Origin of the sequence: Streptomyces sp. NPDC090088 (assembly GCF_044747345.1) — a bacterium.
Lineage (GTDB): Bacteria > Actinomycetota > Actinomycetes > Streptomycetales > Streptomycetaceae > Streptomyces.
Genome location: NZ_JBIVDZ010000010.1, coordinates 160650 through 179936, shown reverse-complemented (window position 1 = coordinate 179936; position 19287 = coordinate 160650). Strand labels below are relative to the sequence as shown.

12 protein-coding genes and 1 pseudogene are annotated in these 19287 nt (G+C 68.8%); 5 read left to right on the top strand and 8 right to left on the bottom strand.

Annotated elements, in window-relative coordinates:
* Positions 1-13 precede the first annotated feature (13 nt).
* Positions 14-976, bottom strand: coding sequence for an AraC family transcriptional regulator (locus ACIPSJ_RS40430; RefSeq protein ID WP_401353375.1), 963 nt, complete (start codon positions 974-976; stop codon positions 14-16).
* Positions 977-1443: 467 nt separating this feature from the next.
* Positions 1444-4845: a glycosyl hydrolase gene (locus tag ACIPSJ_RS40425; protein WP_401353373.1), complete on the bottom strand. Its 3402-nt coding sequence runs from the start codon at positions 4843-4845 to the stop codon at positions 1444-1446.
* 292 nt (positions 4846-5137) lie between these two features.
* Between ACIPSJ_RS40425 and ACIPSJ_RS40420 the strand changes: the two are divergent.
* Both ACIPSJ_RS40420 and ACIPSJ_RS40415 read left to right on the top strand, forming a co-directional pair.
* Positions 5138-5668, top strand: a pseudogene (locus ACIPSJ_RS40420) (hypothetical protein); the annotation flags it as partial.
* A complete protein-coding gene (locus ACIPSJ_RS40415; RefSeq protein WP_401354041.1) occupies positions 5628-6311 on the top strand; it encodes a hypothetical protein in 684 nt (227 codons plus the stop codon). The pseudogene ACIPSJ_RS40420 and the gene ACIPSJ_RS40415, both read left to right, overlap by 41 nt.
* Here ACIPSJ_RS40415 and ACIPSJ_RS40410 read toward each other — a convergent pair.
* From ACIPSJ_RS40410 to ACIPSJ_RS40385, 6 genes are all read right to left on the bottom strand, one after another.
* Positions 6264-8162 carry a DUF2264 domain-containing protein gene (locus tag ACIPSJ_RS40410; protein WP_401353371.1) on the bottom strand — a complete coding sequence of 633 codons (1899 nt, stop codon included), beginning with the start codon at positions 8160-8162 and terminating at the stop codon, positions 6264-6266. The two genes, ACIPSJ_RS40415 and ACIPSJ_RS40410, sit on opposite strands and share 48 nt — an antisense overlap.
* Positions 8159-9166 carry a hydroxyacid dehydrogenase gene (locus tag ACIPSJ_RS40405; RefSeq protein WP_401353369.1) on the bottom strand — a complete coding sequence of 336 codons (1008 nt, stop codon included), beginning with the start codon at positions 9164-9166 and terminating at the stop codon, positions 8159-8161. The genes ACIPSJ_RS40410 and ACIPSJ_RS40405 overlap by 4 nt, the downstream gene beginning before the upstream one ends.
* The gene (locus ACIPSJ_RS40400) at positions 9163-11832 is read right to left on the bottom strand and encodes a family 78 glycoside hydrolase catalytic domain (protein WP_401353367.1); all 2670 of its coding nucleotides are present in this window, start codon (positions 11830-11832) and stop codon (positions 9163-9165) included. The genes ACIPSJ_RS40405 and ACIPSJ_RS40400 overlap by 4 nt, the downstream gene beginning before the upstream one ends.
* Positions 11833-12076: 244 nt before the next feature.
* Complete coding sequence (locus tag ACIPSJ_RS40395; RefSeq protein ID WP_401353365.1) at positions 12077-12829, bottom strand: sugar phosphate isomerase/epimerase family protein; 753 nt, start codon at positions 12827-12829, stop codon at positions 12077-12079.
* Between the two features lie 93 nt (positions 12830-12922).
* Positions 12923-14704 carry a family 43 glycosylhydrolase gene (locus tag ACIPSJ_RS40390; protein WP_401353363.1) on the bottom strand — a complete coding sequence of 594 codons (1782 nt, stop codon included), beginning with the start codon at positions 14702-14704 and terminating at the stop codon, positions 12923-12925.
* A gap of 126 nt (positions 14705-14830) precedes the next feature.
* Entirely contained in the window at positions 14831-15859 is a 1029-nt protein-coding gene (locus tag ACIPSJ_RS40385; RefSeq protein ID WP_401353361.1) for a LacI family DNA-binding transcriptional regulator, read from the bottom strand.
* Between the two features lie 288 nt (positions 15860-16147).
* Between ACIPSJ_RS40385 and ACIPSJ_RS40380 the strand changes: the two genes are divergently transcribed.
* The 3 genes from ACIPSJ_RS40380 to ACIPSJ_RS40370 are packed head-to-tail and all read left to right on the top strand — an operon-like array spanning position 16148 to position 19283.
* Positions 16148-17482 carry an ABC transporter substrate-binding protein gene (locus ACIPSJ_RS40380; RefSeq protein ID WP_401353359.1) on the top strand — a complete coding sequence of 445 codons (1335 nt, stop codon included), beginning with the start codon at positions 16148-16150 and terminating at the stop codon, positions 17480-17482.
* Entirely contained in the window at positions 17482-18393 is a 912-nt protein-coding gene (locus ACIPSJ_RS40375; protein ID WP_401353357.1) for a carbohydrate ABC transporter permease, read from the top strand. The genes ACIPSJ_RS40380 and ACIPSJ_RS40375 overlap by 1 nt, the downstream gene beginning before the upstream one ends.
* Positions 18390-19283, top strand: a complete 894-nt coding sequence (locus tag ACIPSJ_RS40370; protein WP_401353355.1) for a carbohydrate ABC transporter permease — start codon at positions 18390-18392, stop codon at positions 19281-19283. Before ACIPSJ_RS40375 ends, ACIPSJ_RS40370 begins: the two co-directional genes overlap by 4 nt.
* Positions 19284-19287: the final 4 nt, after the last annotated feature.

Below are 19287 nucleotides of genomic sequence, written 5' to 3'. Positions count from 1 at the left end.
ACGTGCGGGAAGGTCAGATGAGTTGACGGCCTCTCGCGCGGTACAGACCAGGCGCTATCCCGTAATCCCGTTTGAAGGCCCTGGCGAACGCGAACTCCGACGCGTACCCGACGCGCTCGGCGATCGTCTGCAGTGGGGCGTGGTCCTGGAGCAGCAGGCGTCCGGCTTGTGTCATCCGCCACCAGGTCAGGTAGGCGACCGGAGGCGAGCCCACCATCGTGGTGAAGCGCTGGGCGAAGACAGCGCGGGACAGTCCGCTTTCGGCCGCCAGTTTCTCCACGGTCCAGGAGAGTGCCGGCTGCCTGTGAATGGCCTGCAGCGCCGCACCCACGGCCGGGTCGCGCAACGCCGCCGCCCAGCCGCGGTCCAACTCGCTGCCGGGCCGTTCCCGCAGCCACCAGGCACGCAGTATGTACAGCAGGACAGTGTCCAGGAGTCCGGCGACGATCGTGTCCCATCCGATCTCCGCCTCCTCCAGTTCGATGGCGAGCAGCTCTACGGCCGCTCCCAGGGACCGGGGGACCCCGAGATCTCGCCGCAGATGAATCACCGGCGGCAACTGGGCGAACAGAGGGTGCGCGCGGGACAGGTCGAGTGGAATGGTGCCCGTCATGATCACCGCGTCGATTCCGTCCGTGTGCCACGTGGTGGGCGGCCAGTGCGGCTCCACGCCGTCGGGCACAGGCATGACGTCCCGCCATTCCATACCGCCGTCACCGGCCAGAGCGTGCTCCTGACCATGAGGCAGGAGCACGATGTCGCCCGGCGCCAGCGTCAGGAGCGAAGCATCCCCCGGTGCCTGGCCTCCCGCCCCTGCAGCGCCCGGCATCAGCTCGGCCGAGCCTTGCAGAACGACGTGAAAGCGAGCACTGCTGGAGCGATACCAGCGCAAGCCCCACGGCTGTGTGAGAGCTCGGGCCACCGCCGATGGCCGACCGGTGCGCACCGCGGCGATGACTTCACTGAGGATGTCCATTTCCGCAGCGTATGCCGTCGAACCAGCCTCGCGCCCTTGTGAGGTGCGGCGTCCGCAAGGTCCAGGCGGGCGAGAAGTCACCCAGCCGACCGCACGGCCGGACAGGCTTCCGGCCGACCGCCGGGGACGTCCGGATCAGCCGCAGGACGTCGCTGGAACGGCCCGATCCGCCGCCGCACAGAGCGGTGCTGCACATTTCCGCCGACTGGCGGCGACGGCACCTGCCGGTTTGTCCGCGCGGCCGCTTGGCACGACTCCCCCGAGTACGGTGCGTGTGACCGCGCGGCTGGTACGCGATGGGCAGGGGAGGAACGGGCCGCGGGGCGCGGAGCCCGACCCGAAGGCGCGGACGCTCGGCGGTGCTTGCGCCTGACTCAGGCAGAGGGCCGGGCCCCCGGACCGGATGGGTCGGCCGGGAGCGTCCCGCCACCAGAGTGGCGTGACGCTCCCGGCGCTTTCGGTGCCGGTTACCGGGTCCCGGTCACCGCTGTCAGGACGCTGTCCCGGTACGGCGTCAGACTGATCGGCCCCATCAGCCCGGTGTTCTGCCAGTCCGGTATCTGGTAGTTGCTGTCACCGGACGCGCGAACGGCGTTGAACAGCGTCGTGGCGACCTTGACCACGATGGTGTTGCTGCCCGCCCTGAGCGAGTTGCCGAGGTCGACTCGGTCGCGGCCGGACTGGTTGACCGTCACCGGCTTCCCGTTCACCGTCACGGTGGCCGTGTCGAGGACCTTGCCGAGCGAGAGGTAGGCACCATCGGTGTTCTTCCACGTCGCGGGCAGGTCGACCGTGGTGGTGTAGACACCGATGCCGGAGGACTTGCTCAGGTCGACCGGCGTGCTGATCTCCCGCCACGACGGCAGGGTTCCGTCTCCCTTCGCGGTCAGCGTCTGCTGCGGCTGGTCGGTCTTGACCGTCGTGTACTGGTTCGCGCCGGGCGTCCAGGTCTGGGCGTCGAGCGTCCAGGTGTCCAGCCGCCGGCCGGGGGCCAGGCCGTCCACATCGGCGGTACGGGTGGTGCCGTCGCTCAGCTTCGCGGTCACGCGACCGTCCTGGGTGGTGCGCACCGTCAACCTGCCTCCCTCGGCGGAGACGACGTCACCGTTGCTGCTCACCGCGTGCAGGGACGGGGCCGTACCGAGTCCGGCCTTCTGGTTCGCCAGGGCGAGGACGACCTTGTCGTAGGGCGCGATCCGCACCCGCACCTTCACCCCCTCGGGCGTGGCCGTGTAGTTCGCGACCGGCTCGATCCGGCCGGTCCACGTGTTCAGCGTGTACGGCAGGCCCGTGCCGCTGAGCGTGAGATCGGTCTCGACCGTGGACGCGGACCGGTTGTAGACGAAGTCGTACGTGGCGTTCTCTGCCTGACGGCGCACGAGCCCCAGTGCGGACGTCGGCTTCTCCGGTGCCACGTACGGGCGGACACCGGCCGATGCCAATGCTGCCGGCAGGTCCTTCTCGGCCGCGACGCTCCGGACGGACCGCTGGGACAGCAGCTTGCCGACCAGGCCGGGGAGCTGGTCGGCGTCGGGGTTCGCGCCCGGCGTGGTGCTCGGTGCGTCACCGACGACGAAGATCCGCATGCCCTGGCGCGCGAGCTTGAGCAGGTGCTTGGCACTGTCGACCGAGAGCGTGCTCTGGTTGTTGAGGACGAGCGCCTTCCCGGTGGCCTTCCCCGTCCTGAAGCCGCCGTCGGAGTCGGCCTGCGCCCCGTCCAGGAACCCCGGGGCTATGTAGTCGTAGGTGTACCCCGCCGACGCGGTGGCCGAGTCGTCGCCGAGCAGGTGCTGCGGGATACCGGCCAGCACACGGTCGGAGTTCCCGATGTCGTTGTAGTAGACCCCCAGGTCCACGACGTCGCGGCCCTGCCGCAGGACCAGCTGGGTCCGGCTCAGGTTGTCGTTGACGTTCTTGTAGTCCGGCCAGCTGGCCTGGCGCGGACCGAACTCGTCATTCACGTTGAGGGCGCCGAAGATGTCCCAGGGGTGATAGCCGGGCCAGGAGCCGTCGCGGCCACTGGTGCCCACACCCGCGGGGGCGTCCCGGTAGGCGTAGCCGTGCCACACCACCTGGTTCACACCGCCCGCGTAGCCCTTGTAGACGCTGTCGAGCAGACCGTTGGAGTACTTTCCGCCGACCTGCGTCCCGTCGCCGCCCTGGCCGTAGAGGCCGGGCACCTGCGGACCGGCGACGGAGGAACGGTAGTTGCCGAGGAACACCGCGCAGCACTCCGAGGAGACCACGTTCTCACCGCTGACGTGCGCGCCGGACGCGAGTGCGCGGAAGCCCTGCTCCGGTCCGACGGTGCCGAGGAAGTTCCCCATGCCCAGGGACTCGCCCTCGGGCACACCCGCCTGGGCCGACGCCACGCCTCCGGCGATCGGAAGGCCGTAGGGCTGCACCCGGAACTCCAGCCCGTGGCCGCGCGCCCAGCGCTGCATCGGGGCCACATAGCGGTCGCTGTACAGGTCGCTGACCGTTTCGCGGTAGTCCTCCCGGACCATCGCGCCGGTGTCGCCCAGGTCGAAGGCCGCCTTCTGATCGCCCTGTTGCCCCACGCCGAGCAGAGCGGGCAGGAGCTTCGTCGGGTCGTATCCGCGACGGCTCTTGAACTCGTTCAGGAACTTCCAGGTCCACTTCTGGGTGCTGCCCATTTCGAGGGAGTCCTCGAAGACGGCGCCGCGGCCGATCCTGCGGAGATTGGCACGCACCGTGGGGGTCAGGATGCTGTCGTCCCAGAACCGGGTCTGGATCTGCACACCGCCCCGGCTGAGGTGGTCCGGGACGTAGTTCGGCTGAGTGGCGGTGTAGCCGCCCTTCTGCGCGATGAGCCCCGAGGCCGTCTGCTGGATGTCGATCAGTACCCACGGGTTCCCGTTGCCGGTGGGGAAGGAGTAGTCCAGCCCGCCGTCGGTGACCTTGCCGGTCACGTCCCGGATCGACGACGGATCGAGCTTGACCGGGCTCGTCCCGCCGGCGGCGCAGGCCGTCGCGCACTGGGCCACGAGTGTCCTGAGCCGAGTGACGCGAGCCACGTCGACGACCGCCTCCGGGGCTGCGTGAGCGGACGTGAGCGCGGAGACCGACAGGTCGCCGCAGGCGGCGGTCCGGTCTCCGAGCCCCTTGACCACGACCTTCTCGGCCGTCGCTCCGGCGCCCACCGTCACAGTGTCGCCCGGTGCGAATCCGCCGAGGCTCTGCACGTGGAGGACCTTGTCGCCCGGGGACGACGGCGCGCACAGCTGCGCGGTGACCGACGGGGGCGCGGTGGTCGGCGCGGGCAGTGCGCCACTGCGCGAGGCTCCGGCGGCGACGAACTCCCGCCCGTAGATCAGCTGCTGCTCGGCCTGCTTCTGGTTGAAGCTGTTCAGTGTCGGCACGGTGGCGGGATACTGCGGGCCGAGGTTCTGGTCGACCTGCAAACCCAGCTTGGCGGCCTCGTCGGTGATCACCTCCATCTTGTGGGCCCACAGCGGCGTACCCCAGCCGTACTTGGCGAGGAACGCGTTGCTCTGGTTGCCGGCCCCCGGCACCACGAACGGCGAGACCTCGACGCCGCCACCACCACCGGCGGCGATGTCGCGCAGTTCCCTGCGAAGTTCGTCGTCGTCGGTGTACGCCAGTGGCATCCACCACCTGTAGAGCGGCCGCACGCTCTTCGGAGGGTCCGCGAAGGTGGTCGGGGACAACGTCGCCCCGGCGTCGGCGGCCTGCCCGTCGAACCGCGTGGCCGCCGACAGGGGGCTCTCGGGCCCGGCGGACGCGACGGCGGGAATGAGTGTGGCCCCCAGGGCCAGGGCCCCGGTGGCGGCGAGCGCCGCACGCCGGGCGGCCGGTCTGTGACGCCGTGGTCTTGCTGCGTTCATGTACACCTCGATTGAAAGGATTCAAATGAAGCGAGTGTCACAGTAAAGACAAAGCGTTCGAACAGACAATGGGTGTGCACGGGGCACTTTTTCGAACCTCGCGATGCCCCACAGCGTGGATCTTGAGGGCCTGAGATCCACGGATCTTATGGTCAGCGTGTCCGACAGGGGTGACGGCTGACCGCGGTGCGGCGCGAGAGTCCACGCACGCCGCGTACCCTCACCTGCATCCGTTCGGCGCACGCCCCGCCAGATCGCAACAGGGAGCCATTGAAACGTTTTTATCCAGACCGTGCGTCCACGCGCCGTCCCGACATCAACAAGACGTCATCACAAGGGAGTTGCAGCGCACGCAGTCCTGCCGGGACAGCCACCGGGGCACCGCCTCCCCTCACTTTCCTGGCCCCGGATCGAGGCGGCATGGGCGCGGCCGATCCCCCGCCAGGAGTGGGTGGACTCGTACCGCTACCAGTTCGCGTACATGGTGTACGGACTCGGCCTGGCCTGCTACCACCACCTGCCCGCCGCCCCCGCGGCGGTGAAGCCCGCCTTCGAACTGATCATCGCGAAGATGCTGCGGCGCGAGGTGTAGGGCTACTGGAAGGAGACCAGCCGCAGCGGCCCCTTCCTCGACCCGGACCTCACCGAGCCGCGCGAGGGCTGGACCGACCCCGTGGCTCGCGAGAACAACATGTACAGCAGTCACCTGTATGTGATGACCGGCCTGCACGCGGCCCTCTTCGACGGCGACCGCTACGACGCCCCCGGCGCCCTCACCTTCGATTGGAAGCCGCCCTGCCACGGCTTCGGCCCCGAGACGTACAGCTACTCACGCTCCCCCTCGGAGAGGCCAGGCGGAGAACGCCTGGCTCGGCGTGGCCTGCGAACCGAACTGCGTCTTCATCGTCTGCAACCAGTTCCCGCTCCTCGGCTTCCGGTTCGAGGGCCTGCGGCCCGGAACGAACCGCGCGAGGGAGGCCGCCGACTCCTACCGGGCGGCCTGGGCGCGGGCCCAGGTGCCGTGGTTCGCCCCCGGTCCACACCATGGCCACTGCGACGACACCGCAGTCGGTCTCGCGACCCCGCCGGGACATGTTGCGGGCGACTACGGACAGGGGGCAACCACCGGGCAACCACCTTCCGCCCGCAGGAGGGCGGTTGACTCTCACCACCAACTGACGGCCCATCAACCCCGCCGTCCATCCATGCCACCGACGGATCGAGCGAACTACAAGGAGCCGAGACAGTCGTCTTGTGGGACCGCCCGCGCGCCTTCCTGCAAGAGCCCGGTGCCTCGACAGAGAATCACCGCCGCCGAGCGGGTCCTGGTCGCCTTCCTCTGGATCACCGAAGCCGCTCCTCGGCTCATGGCGCGACGCACACCATGGCATCGACGGACCGCTCGCTCCCGTCGGCTGTCAGTCACGGACGTCAGGCTCTGGGCGCCCCGTCGCGACGCGCAGTGACTCGAAGACCACGGCCGTCTCCAGCCCGTCTGCCCACCGGACGCGCAACTCGCCTCCTACGCAGGACACTTCAGTGACAACACCGATGAGCGGAGAAGTCTCGGTGCCCCCGCCCAGGGCTGCCAGCGCGACGAACACCGCGGTCCCGTGGACCTCCGCCGACAACCGGGGCATCCGGACCGGCGCCTCGTAGGCCGTCCCCTCCGGGGCGCTCACCTCGTCCGCCTCGGCCCAGCCGAACAGCCCGACCAGGTCGGAACGATGCGTCTGGCTGGCCCAGCCGGTGAGCGTGAGCCGCGCCCCGTACGGGGCGCCGAGCACGCGATGGATCCGCAGCTCATGACGCCCTCGCGCCACTGTGACGCTCTCGACACGCAGCCCCGGCACCATCGGTGGTCCGGAGGCGAACACGGGCCGATGCCAGGACGCCGCCCAGCCCCATCCGTCTCCCTGCCCGGCACCCAGCGGATGGATGCGCCGCCGTACGCTCGCCGAGCCCGCGACCTCCACGGACAGGTGGTTGTCCGCGGTGTCGGTCTGCGATGTGGGGCCCGTGTGCGTGGAGTACGCCTCACGGCCGTACAACGGGTCGGCCTCCGCCGCGGACTCCCCGTCGTGTGGCCGAACGCGGTCGCTGCCGTGGTTGTGCAGGCGCACGATTCCGTCGGCCCCGGTCGACTGCACGAGCAGCCCGGGCGCGGGCAGGGCGAGCACCTGGTCGGGGCCCTCGCTCGGCGCCGACTCCTCGGTCGCCGTCCACAACGGGTGGTCCTCCGGCGCGAGCAGCGCCACGAAGGCCTTCGACGCCCAGTACGGGGACGCGGGGCCGGAGTAGGTCTGCACCGAGCCGGAGTGCGGGCCGTGCCATCCCAGCTTGAGGAGCCCGTCGTCCGCCACACCGCCCCTGTCGAGGAAGTAGCGCAGGCTTCCGCTGATCAGGCGGCGGGACGTGCCCGGGGACAACGGGGTCTGTCCCGTGACGGCTCCCACGCCGACCGCCGCCGAGGCCCCGAACCGGTAGGTCAGCGAACGCCCGAAGTGGATCGGTGCCCCGTCGGCGCCGAAGAGCAGGGAGAACCCCTCCAAATGCTTGTGCAGACGCGGCCCCAACCGGTCCAGCAGTTCCGCGTCACCCGAGAGATAGGCGTTGAGCATCGGATACAGGTGGAACGCCCAGCCGTTGTAGTGGTCGAAGGCCCGCCCATCGCCGTCCGAGTACCAGCCGTCTCCGCGGTACCAGGCCTCCAACAGGTCCAGCGCACGTTCTCTGGCTCGCTCCGTCACCGGGTCGCCCCGGCCGACCGACTCCAGGAACGACGCCACCGTGAAGGGGAAGAGGTACCAGTTGTTCGGTGCGGGCGTGTACGTGAGCGCGTCGCGCATCCACTTCTCGGCGCGATCCTGTACATCGCTGTCCAGTCGGTCCCACAGCCAGGGTCTGGTCAGGGAGAGGCCCAGGGCGACCGACGCCGACTCGACCATCGGCTGCCCCTGGACATGGTGGTCGAGGATCAGCGGCCACGACTCGGTGTCGTCCCGGCCAGGAGTGCCGGTACCCGCGGCGAGGCCGGCCGCGTATCGCTCCAGCCATCCGTGCGGGTCCTTGCCGTCAGCGCCCGCGACCCGGAAGGAAGCCGCCAGGAAGGTCCGTGCGTAGCCCTCCAGACCGTCCGATCTCAGCCCGGACTTGGAGGGCTGACCCGGCAGATGGAGCAGGGCGCGGCCCGGGGTTGCCCATCTCCACGCGGCGTCGAGCAACCCATCGGCCACGGCCTCCCAATGTGCGCGGGTGTAACCCGTGTGCGGGCTCACTTCGCGGTTCTCAGGGGGAAGTTCGAACGGGATGCTCATGCCTGGAATGCCAGCCTTTCACGTCGTACGGGATGGGCGAATCCGTCGCCGGCGGCCCAGCGGGCCACCTCGCTGACGGCCATGTCGGAGAGCCGCTCCCATTCGTTGCCCTGGGAGCCGGCGAGGTGCGGGGTGAGTAGAACGTCGGTGCAGCCCCACAGGGGGTGGTCGGCCGGCAGGGCATCGGGCTCCGTCACGTCCAGAACCGCCCGGATACAGCCCGCGCTCACCGCGTCCATGAGCGCGTCCTGGTCGACGACGGCGCCGCGCGCCGTATTGATCAGCACTGCTCCGGGCCTCATCATCCCCAGGAGTTCCCGGCTCACCAGCCCGCGAGTGGCGGGAAGCAGTGGGGCGTGGATGCTCAACAGGTCGCTGCGGGCGAAGAGTTCGGGCAGTTCCACCCGTTCCACGCCAAGCTCTGCGACCTCGGCCTCGGTGATGTACGGGTCGTACAGCAGCACCTCGTGGTCGAACGGCCGTAGGAGCTCAATGACGCGTCGGCCGATCAGGGAAGCTGACAGGATGCCCACCGTGCTGCGGTAGTTGCCCACGTCGTACGGGACGCCCAGCCAGTGGCCGCGCTGCCGGGTGCGCCGGAAGTCGCGGGCGCGCTCCAGGACTTGCTTGCCGTGCAGCAGGATCATGCCCAGCGTGTACTCCGCGACCGGCAGCGCATTGGCCGCGGCCGCCGAAGACACCTCGACGCCACGGTCCCAGCAGGCATCGGTGACATGCCCCTGTACCGAGCCGGCCGCGTGCACCACGGCCTTGAGCCGGGGGGCTGACGCGAGAACGCTCTCGTCCAGCCGCGGGCACCCCCAGCTGGTGACGAGTATCTCTACATCGGCGAGTACGTCTCTCGCCCGATCGCTCGACAGGTCGTCGAGGGCCGGCAGCGGCGCCAGATCGCACACCTCCCTGAGCGCCGCCAGTGACCTCGACCGGAAGACGGCTGCCGCCGCCGCGGCCGACATGGACAACGCCGTTCTGGGCTTGTTCATTTGAGTGCTCCAGCCATCGGGCATGACCTCCGGAAGGTGAAGCGGCCCGGGCCCGCTGTCAGCCGTTCGCCGCCGGGGAAGACGATGGTCGCGGCGGAGGTGGGCGGAACCTCGACGCTGATGCGCAAGCTGTCCCCCTCGACGCTCCAGTCGACGGCGATGGTGCCGCGTGGACTGTCGAAGGTGCCGCGCGCCCACTGGACCGAGGAATCGGGTATCGGGGCGACGACGAAGGACTCCCAGGCCACGGACGACTCCTCCTGCCGAAGGCCCAGGGTGTGGGTGTACAGGAAGTGGGTGACCGCTCCCTTGCTGTAGTGGTTCAGCGAGGCGTGCGCCTGGCCCTTCGCGTCGACGCCCTCCCACTCCTCCCAGACGGTGGTCGCACCCCGGTCCAGCATCCCCAGCCACGACGGATAGGTGCGCTGCAGCAGAAGGCGGTAGGCGAGTTCGGGATAGCCGGCGTCGGCCAGGACGGGCAGCAGGTACGCGGTGGAGAGGAACCCGGTGGACAGGTGGTCCCCGGCCGCGCGGACGAGTTCGGCCAGTCGTGCGGCCACCGCGTCACGCAGCGTCTCCGGGGCAAGACCGAAGGCGATCGCGCGGACGTAGCTCGCCTGGGTGTCGACGGTGGTGTGCCCCTTGTCGTCGAGGAACTCCGTCCGCCAGGCGTCCTTCACCCGCTCCGCCAGTTCGGCGTACCGGGCCGCGTCCTCCGGTCGGCCGAGGATCTCGGCGATCTCGGCGAGATCGGCAGTGGAGCGGTAGAGGAACGCCGTGCCCACCTCGCCGTTGTCGGTCTTGCGCCAGGCGCCCGGCTCGGAGTCCGTCACCGAGCCGTCCGGAGCCAGAGGTTTCGGCTCGCACCACTCGCCCCAGTGGAAGGAGCCGTCCCAGACGAACTCCTCGTGCGGGAGCGGCTCCGCCGAGCGCTCGACTCGCGAAGGGTGCCGCGCGCTGCGGGCGGTGGCGAGGGCCCACTCGACCCAACGGACCATCGCGTCCCAGTTCTGGTCGAGCACCTCTCGGTCACCATAGGTGCGGTAGAGCACCCGGGGGACCTCCACGATCGCGTCGCCCCATCCGGCCGAGCCCGTCATGGTGTCCAGGCGCTCGCCGGGGTGGTGCTTGGTCCGCCGCCCGTCGGGGGAGAAGTTGGCGATCCGTCCGTCGTCGAGCTGGTCGTCGCGCACGGAGCGCAGCCACTTGCGGCTGAACCCGTGGATGTCGTAGAGCAGTGCGGCAGTCGGGGCGAAGACCTGGTAGTCCCCCGTCCAGCCGATGCGCTCGCGGGTCGGACAGTCGGTGGGCACGTCCACCGCATTGCCGCGAAAGCTCCAGCGAGCGACCTCGTGCAGCGCGTTGAGGTCCTGGTTCGCGCAGGTGAAGGAGCTGGTGGGCCGCAGATCGGTATGGACGACATGCATGGTGAGGCTCGCCGCCTCCAGGGGCACATCGCCTCGCTCGATTCGGGCGTAGCGAAACCCGTGCACCGTGTGGCGGGGTGCGAAGGTCTCTCCCTCGGCTCCCGAGGAGATCACCTCGTCGTGTTGCACGAACACCGTCATCGGTTCGCCAGGTGCCTGGATGTCGAGGTGGGAGGTCGTCAGGTCACCCGTGTCGGGGTCGAGGTGCTCACCGTAGTCGATCACGGTACGCGTGCCGGCGGGGCCGAGGTCGGACAGCGCTATCCAACCGGAGGCGTTCTGGCCGAAGTCGGCTATCCAGGCTCCGCCCGGCAGTCGGGTCAGCGAGACTGCGCCCCGGTCCTCGATACGGCGCACCGGCGGCGCCGGGGACCAGTCGACAGGGGGTGCGGTGACCACGTCCACGAGGACCGGCTGCCACTCCCCAACCGGCGCGCGGAAATCTATGACCTGACCATCCATCAGGTCGGCCTGGATGACGGGTCCCGAACCGGACGACCAGTGCTCATCGGTCCTGACGAGCCCGCGTGAGCCGTCCGTCTCTTCTATGTGCAGTTCCAGGCGAGCCGCCAGGCGCTCCCCCCAGCCGGCGGGTTTGCGGAACGCGCCCACCTGACCGCGGTACCACCCGTCGGACAGGACGATCTCGATGGTGTTCGGGCCGGGGCGGACGAACGACGTGACGTCGTCGGCCTGGGCGTACAGCGTGCGGTCGTACGAGGTCGACCCGGGTGCGAGCTCGGTGGTGCCGGCCCGTTCCCCGTTCACGAAGACCTCGTAGACGCCCAGGGCCGTGGCGTACAGGCGGGCTCGGACCGCTCCCGAACTGGTGAACGTACGACGCAGAACGTGCGCCGGTCGTGTCCCAGGCGGGCGGTGAGCGACCTCGGGGTCGCCGGCCGGGGTGATCCAGCGTGCCGTCCATTCCTCGTCGAGCAGTCCGGCCTCGAAGGCATGCCACGTGCTCCACGCCGACGCCTCTGTGAGGGCGCGGGAGCGGACGCGCCAACGCACCCGCTCGCCACTCCGCAGCGCGAGCACCGGCCAGTCCACGAGCAGATGGTCGGCGACACGGACGGACTCGACGGGCCGCCCGTGGATACGGATCTCCAGCTCGTATTCGTTCCGCGCCACACCGGTCGCGGGGGGCTTCCACGAGAGCCGGGGTCGGCTGCCGGACGTCGGGAACCGGTCTCCCCCGAAGTCGATCGCGAGGTCGTACGGAGCGTTGTCTGTCATTTCTCCTCATCTCGATGGGTCGTCACGGGGTTGCCGCGTACGGGTCCCGGTGGTCCGGCAAGACTTCTGGGACCTCGGTCGTGGGTCGTGCTCCCGATCTCCACGACGCCCGGGCGCGAGAACGGCGACCCGAAACGGATGACCGGAGCAGGGTCGTGCACGGTCAGGTCGGGAAAGCACCGCGTGCTCGCGAGGCGGGCGTCGGAGATGGACGCGGCGCCGATCACTCCGATACAGACCGGCTTCACACGAGGGGCTCCAACTCGCGCAGGTAGGCGAAGCTCTTCTCGACCGGGTCGAGGATGTCGCCGTCGAAGTCGTCCAGTTCGACCACACGCAGTGCGTTCGGTGCCGCGGTCAGGATGTCCCTGACCGGGATGACACCGTCGCCGACCGCGACCTGTGCCTTGTTGTTCAGGGTCGCGTCCCCGTCCTTGACGTGAAGTATCTTGACCCGGTCGCCGAGCCGGGTGAGCAGGGCCGGCACATCGGCGCCGCCTACGGCGGCCCAGTACGTGTCCACTTCAAGGGCCACTCGGTCCGCGAGGTGGTCCGCCAGTATCTCCAGCCCGTGCACGCCGCCCACTTTGGTCTCGAGCTCGAAGTGGTGATTGTGGTAGCCGACCGTGAGCCCGTGGTCCGCGGCCTCGGCCGCGGCGCTGTTCAGCTCGTGTGCGAGCGTCTTGATGCCGTCGGTCGACTGCCACTGTTCCCGCCTGGTCATCGGGACGACGACGGTGCTGACGCCAAGGCGCCGGGCCGTGGCGAAGGCGGAGGCGAAAGCGCGGTCGTCTCGAAGTAGAGCGAAGTGCGCGGTGGGCACGGCGAGGCCGTACTCGGGCAGGGTTTCGGCCAGGCGGTCCGCGAACTCGGCCGTACGAAAAGCCTCGACCTTCGTATAGCCGATCTGCGCTATGCGGGCCAGCGTGCCCTCGAAGTCCTCGACGAGCTTCGCGCGGACTGTGTAGAGCTGCAGGGATAGGTTGTCCTTCAACATCTCTTCTCCTCATCGACGGGCTGACGCATCGCCGGGCTCAGTGCCCCTGGGCCTGCCAGGGGCCGGAGTCCGGGTCCGCTGCGCCAAGCGCCATCACTGCGATGTCGGCTGACCCGACACCGGCTCCACATGGCCGGGAGTGATGCCGGCTTCGCCGAACGCGTCCACGGCGACCCAGTAGTCCGCACCCGCGTTGAGGGAACGCAGGTCGAGCTCCGTGCGGTCGTGGACCAGCCAGCTGTGGTAAAGCTTCTCGGGGTGGCGTCCGTAGCGGACGTTGTAGCCGGTGGCTCGGGCGGCGGCGTCCCATTCGATCCGGGCGGTGCGTCCGTCCGCCCGCGAGGCCCTGGCGCGGACGGGACGCGGAGCGTCGCTGTCACCTTCACCGAAGACCCGAACGCCGCTGACAGCGAAGAACCCATCGAACGGCATACGCCCGCCGGTGACGCGAACGAACCTGACCCGCAGCGGTGCTTCGAGCACGACGAAAGCGTGCGGAGCGTCGGTACCCGTGCCGACGGAGTCGTGGACGACCGTCCACTCCATCCCGTCGCGCGACATCTCGACGACGATCTCCGTGGGCTGCCGGCCCGGGTAGATGCCGCGCCAGGAGTGACCGGAGTGACCGGGATCGGCTCCGTCGGGTGCGGGGGGAGCGGTGGCGCCGAGTCGGTGGTCCGCCAGATTGATCTGCACGGCGTGTACGGTCTTGTCCGCTCCCAGGTCGACGGTCAGGTGTTCCCCGGACCTGCGGTGGGCCGCCGTCCACCAGGTGCGGACGTCCTCGTCGACAGCCGATGCAGGCTGGTGGCCGGAAGCCGAGGACGAGGCTGTGGCGACCGCCCGGTAGGAAAGCAGCATCCAGGGCGGCGGCGTCCAGGGATCGAACGGCCCGTCCGGAACGGCGAAGGGGTAGTCGGCGAAGTTCTGGTTGCAGAAGAGCACGCCGTCGTCGTCGAACCCGGCGGGGAAGAGGGCGATGCGCCGTTCGAACCGCTCGTTGACCGCTATCCGCATGGTCGCCGCGTGCCACCAGTTCCCGTGTCGGTCCTGGAAGGTGCTGCCGTGCCCGGCTCCGGTGATGAATCCTCCGGGCTTGGAGGAGAACGGGCTGTCGGGCGAGTACTCGAAGGGCCCGAGCGGAGCCGAGGCCGTGTAGTAGCCGTCCGCGTAGGTGTTGAACTGCGTACCGGGCGCCGAGTACTGGAGGTAGTAGGTGCCCTGGTGTCTGGTCATCCACGCGCCCTCGATGTACGGGGCGGGGGGCACCTCCGGTCCGGCCGGGGGAGGTTCGGCGACGTGGTCCTCTCCCACCTGCTCCCAGCCGTGGGCGGTGGTGTCGGACGCGATCAACGGCACCGGTTCGCCGACCTGGCGGAAGGTGTCCGACAGGCGCACGCCGTACAGGGGCGTCTTGTCGTCACACCCCCAGTAGAGGTACACCGCACCGTCGTCGTCCTGGAACAGGTTCGGGTCCCAGAACGGGAAGGTGCCGGGTGTGACCTCGCTGAAATCGTCGGACAACGGAGCGACACTTCGGAAGAAGGGGCAGTTGTCCTGCTTCCTGGAGGCACTGATGCAGAGCGCTCCGTCAACTTCCCGGACGTCCGGCGCATAGTCCAGGACCGGCAGCTTCGAGGTCGCGTGGTACTCCCACCTCAGCAGGTCCTCCGAGTGCCAGAACCCCGCTGACATGGACGCGAACATGTAGAAGCGGTCACGGTAGAGGACGATGGACGGATCCGCCCCCTCACGGTGGACGGACCGTCTCGGCTCCCGGTTCTTCCCGCTACCGACGGGGGTGGTGAAGTGGATGTCCTGGTAGCGGTAGGCAAGGTCGAGGGGGTTGCACATCACGCGTTTCGACAGGCGCATGGGGTTCGGCTCCTGGAGTCAGCGACGTCGGCTGACGGGTACGTCGGATGTCGGTGCCGGTTCGGGTGAGGTCCCCCAAGTTCCGCAGGACACGCCCCCCCGGAACTTGGGGCACAGGTGCTTCGGTCAGTCCTGCGGGGGCTGAGTGGATTCCCGGACGATCAACCGTGTGGCCAGTTCGACATGGTGAGAATCGATCTCTTCGCCGGCAGCCAGGCGCAGCGCGGTGCGCAGGGCCAACGCGCCCATCTCGGGGATCGGCTGGCGGACGGTTGTCAGCGGTGGGACCATCTGGTGGGCCAGCAACGTGTCGTCGAAGCCGACGACACTGAGGTCGTCCGGCACGCGCACTCCGCGCCGCCGAGCGGCCTCGATGACTCCGACGGCGAGCGTGTCGGAGGCGGCGAACACCGCGGTGGGAGCCGGCTCCGTATCCAGCAGGTCACCACCGTGCTTGATGCCTTCCGCCATGTCGAATGACGTGCCGAAGCGGATCAGCTCGTCGGAAACCGGATTGCCGGCTGCGTCCATGGCGCTACGAAACCCGTGGAGTCTGGCCTGGACGCAGGCGAGATTCTGACGTCCGCCGAGATAGGCGATGCGGCGGTGGCCGAGACCGAGCAGATGCTCGGTCGCCTCGTAGCCGCCCGTAAAGTTGGTCGAACCGACGCTGGCAACCGAGGCATCGGGACGGGACTCCGGATCGATCAGCACCAGCGGTAGCCGTGCCCGGCGCAGGGCGTCGACGATGGGACGGGCCAGGGGGTCGGCGGTGGAGGCGACGACCGCGCGCCGACCTACCGCGGTCAGGTCACGTGCCCACGAGGTCGGGTCGACGTTCGGGTCGTGTTCGGTCCGTCTGCTGGCGACCACCGCGACGCCTTCGAGGGCGGCGGCGTCGATGACACCCCGGAGGACCTCGGCGGTGTAGACGCTGAACTGCCCCATGCCCAGGAACAGTTCGACAGTCGGGTACACGCGCAGGTCATCCCGGAATCCACCGTAGTTGTGGCGGCGCAGCGCGTCCTGGATCTCCTCACGTTTCTGCTGGCCCACATCGGGGCGCCCGTTGATGACCTTGGAAACGGTGGCTACCGAGACACCGGCGGACTCAGCGATCTGCGCAAGGGTCACGCGCTTGGAATCGGATGCCATGACTCTCCCTGAGGACACGGTTGCGGGTCAACTATCCGCGTTGCGGGACACCGTAGCACCATATCAGCGAAATTATTTTCGTAACCCCACTCGCTCCGCAGCTGCAGATACACAGCGGAAATCTGGATGTACCAGAGTCTTGACGGGCATCTGCGACGCGCCTAGCGTTCACCGCCAACGCAACTTAGGAAATAAATTTCGCGGCGTTGGGGCTCTCTTTCGGTCTGTCTATGACCGTGGCCTCCTGCGCAATGCCGCCGTCGCCGACCCATGAGGGGCAGATCCAAGATGACGCGATTCCACACGTCGGGCGTGGCCAGATCGGCCACCCGCGCAGAACTCTCCCGGCGCGGTTTCCTCGGCGCCGTCGGTGGCGGGCTGGCCGTCACCACGCTGGCCGCGTGCGGGTCGGGCGGGAGCAGCTCGTCGGGCGGCGGCTCCGAGGTCGTCTTCATGAACCAGTCCCGCGGCCAGGCGGTGGCCCTCGCCGGGTTGGCGAAGGAGTACACCAAGCAGACCGGCGTGAAGATCAGGATCGACGACGTCGGCCCTGCCGACTTCCTGACCAAGCTCCAGTCGAGCTCCCAGGCGCGCAACATGCCGGACCTGTACTCGGCGGTGGACGCCCAGTCCATGGCGCCCTTCTACAAGGCCGGCTGGGCGATGGACCTGACCAGCCAGATGAAGGCCGGCTGGGAGGACACCTTCCGCCCGGCCACGCTGAAGACCACCACGTTCGTGGCGGACAATCCACACGGCGTGAAGCCGGGCATCTACAGCGCCCACTGGGAGACCCCGGCCCTGGGGATCTTCGCCAGCAGCGCGAAGTGGAAGGCCGCAGGGCTGGACCCGGACCAGCCCCCGACCACCATGGGCGAGTTCATCGAGCAGCTGCAGAAGATCAAGAAGTCCGGGACGGGCGCCTTCTGGTTCGCGAGCAGCCTCGCCAACCAGCTGCTCCAGACATACGCCTCCAACTACCTGACCGACGACGAGATCAACGCCACCTTCACCGGCAAGTCCAGCTGGAAGAGCGAGGGCTGGCGCAAGACCATGCAGCTCCTGGTCGATCTGCGCGATGCCAAGGTGATCTCCACGGGGGCGCTTCCGTCCGGCAACGGCGACAACACGAACGTGGAGAAGGCCTTCTTCAACACCCAGGGCGTGGCGGCCATCTTCGACGGCACCGCGGCCGTCGGCGTGGCCCGCGCGACGGCCCCGAACTTCACGGACTTCCGCTCCTTCGCGCTGCCCAAGGCCGACGACGCCACGCAGACATCGCGCCTGGTGGCCGGTGCCGCCAAGGGCGCCGCGGTCAACCCCCGCAGCAAGAACGCGGCCAAGGCACTGAAGTTCCTCCAGTGGCTGACCGCCCCGGCCCAGCAGCAGGTCTTCGCACAGAAGGTCCCCCTCATCCCCTCCGCGCGGGCGGTCTCCGAGAAGGACATCCCCCAGCAGCTGGCCGGTATCGCCGCGGAGACCTCCGATGTCCAGCTCGTCCCGAACGCGATGGCACTGCAGGTCGTCGCCGCCCTGCAGAAGGGCGCTCAGGCGATCATGCTCAAGGAGCGCACGGTCGACCAGTTGCTCGGCGACCTCGACGCGGCGCAGAAGAGCGTCTAGTGCGGCGCCGTAGTCGGGTGCTGGCCGCCTATGTCTTCCTGGCGCCGGCACTGGTCATGATCGGCCTGTTCACGCTCGTCCCGTTCGTCCAGGGCATTCTGCTGAGCTTCCAGTCCTGGGACGGGGTGAGCGTGGACACGCCGTTCGTCGGGCTCGCCAACTACCAGTGGGTGATGCACGACAGCGAGTTCTGGGGCTCGATGAAGAACGCCGCCGTCTTCGGTGTCGTCGGTCTGGTCGTGGCCAACGCGGTGTCGATGGGCATGGCGCTCGCCGTGCACCGGGCCCGCCGCGGCCGGGCGTTCTTCCGTACCGTCTACTACCTGCCCGGGGTTTTCTCCACGGTCGTGGTGGGCGTGATGTTCTCGTGGTTCCTCGACCCGAACATCGGGATCGTCAACCAGGCACTGAAGACCCTCGGCCTCGACGGCCTTCAGCACAACTGGCTGGGCGACCCCAAGTGGTCCCTGATCGCGGTGGCCGCTGTGTTCGTCTGGTACCACTGGGGATTCGGCTTCATCCTCTTCCTGGCAGGCCGGCAGGACGTGCCCAAGGAGCTGTACGAGGCCGCGTCACTGGACGGGGCGCGGGGCTGGGCCCAGTTCCGTCACATCACCTGGCCGGGAATGTCCCATGTCACCGGCATCGTCAGCGTGCTGACCCTGCTCAGCGGTCTGCAGATCTTCGGCACGGTCCAGGTGCTGACCAACGGCGGCCCCGCCGGCCATACCGAGGTCCCCACGCTGCACATCTACCAACAGGCCTTCCAGTTCAACGAGTACGGCCGCGCGGCCGCGATGTCCGTCATCTTCGGCGCGTGCCTGGTCGTCCTCGCCTGCGTCCAGCTGTGGGTCTCCCGCAGGCTCGGCGGCAGCACGGACTCCCGCGCGGAGAAGGGAAGTCGACAGTGAACACTCTGCTCGACGCGGCACCGGAGTCCAAAGCGGCGCCGAAGCCCACGCCGGGCGGTCAGCGCCGACGCCGCCTGCGCGGACCGCGGGTCGCGCTGTACGCCCTGCTGGTCGCCGGAGCGCTGGAAGCACTGGTACCGGTGCTCTGGGTGGTGAGTGGATCCCTCCAGAGTTCCGAGCAGTTGTACAAGGGAACCAACCCGATCCCCCACCCCTTCGAATGGGGCAACTTCGCTACCGCGTGGAACGAGGGCGGGTTCAGCCAGTACCTCCCCAACAGCCTCCTCTACACAGGGGCCGCGGTCGCCGGCATCCTCGTCATCTCCAGTCTCGCCGGTTACGCGCTGGCGCGCATCGAGTTCCCGGGGCGAAACGCGATCGTGGCAGCCGTCCTGGTCATCATGATCATCCCGCTGCCGGCGTCGTTCATCGCCCAGTACAAGCTCATGATCGCGCTCGGCCTGGCCAACACCCGCATCGGCTACATCCTGGTACTCATCGCGGGCGGGCTGCCGATCTCCATCCTGATCATGCGCGGGTTCTTCGCCAGCCAGCCCAAGGAACTGGAGGAGGCCGCCGCCATCGACGGCGCCTCCCTGCTCGGCACCTTCTGGCGGATCATCCTGCCTCTGGCCAAACCGGGCCTGGTCGCGGTGGCCGTCATCCAGGCCATGCACGTCTGGAACGAGTACCTCATGGCCCTGGTGCTGTTCAACGACAGCTCCCTGATGCCCGTGCAGCGCGGTCTCACCAACTTCGTCTCCGCGGAGACCCCGCAACAGCAGATCCTGCTCGCCGCCTCCGTCATCGCGGTGCTGCCGATCGTCGTCTTCTACGCGATCGCACAGCGGAACATCGTCAGCGGACTCTCCGCAGGCGCGCTCAAGTGACCGG

Bases quoted from the DNA above. Each gene is read 5' to 3' on its own strand.
- ACIPSJ_RS40430 (WP_401353375.1), bottom strand. From the start codon at position 976: ATGGACATCCTCAGTGAAGTCATCGCCGCGGTGCGCACCGGTCGGCCA.
- ACIPSJ_RS40425 (WP_401353373.1), bottom strand. From the start codon at position 4,845: ATGAACGCAGCAAGACCACGGCGTCACAGACCGGCCGCCCGGCGTGCG.
- ACIPSJ_RS40410 (WP_401353371.1), bottom strand. From the start codon at position 8,162: ATGAGCATCCCGTTCGAACTTCCCCCTGAGAACCGCGAAGTGAGCCCG.
- ACIPSJ_RS40405 (WP_401353369.1), bottom strand. From the start codon at position 9,166: ATGAACAAGCCCAGAACGGCGTTGTCCATGTCGGCCGCGGCGGCGGCA.
- ACIPSJ_RS40400 (WP_401353367.1), bottom strand. From the start codon at position 11,832: ATGACAGACAACGCTCCGTACGACCTCGCGATCGACTTCGGGGGAGAC.
- ACIPSJ_RS40395 (WP_401353365.1), bottom strand. From the start codon at position 12,829: ATGTTGAAGGACAACCTATCCCTGCAGCTCTACACAGTCCGCGCGAAG.
- ACIPSJ_RS40390 (WP_401353363.1), bottom strand. From the start codon at position 14,704: ATGCGCCTGTCGAAACGCGTGATGTGCAACCCCCTCGACCTTGCCTAC.
- ACIPSJ_RS40385 (WP_401353361.1), bottom strand. From the start codon at position 15,859: ATGGCATCCGATTCCAAGCGCGTGACCCTTGCGCAGATCGCTGAGTCC.
- ACIPSJ_RS40380 (WP_401353359.1), top strand. From the start codon at position 16,148: ATGACGCGATTCCACACGTCGGGCGTGGCCAGATCGGCCACCCGCGCA.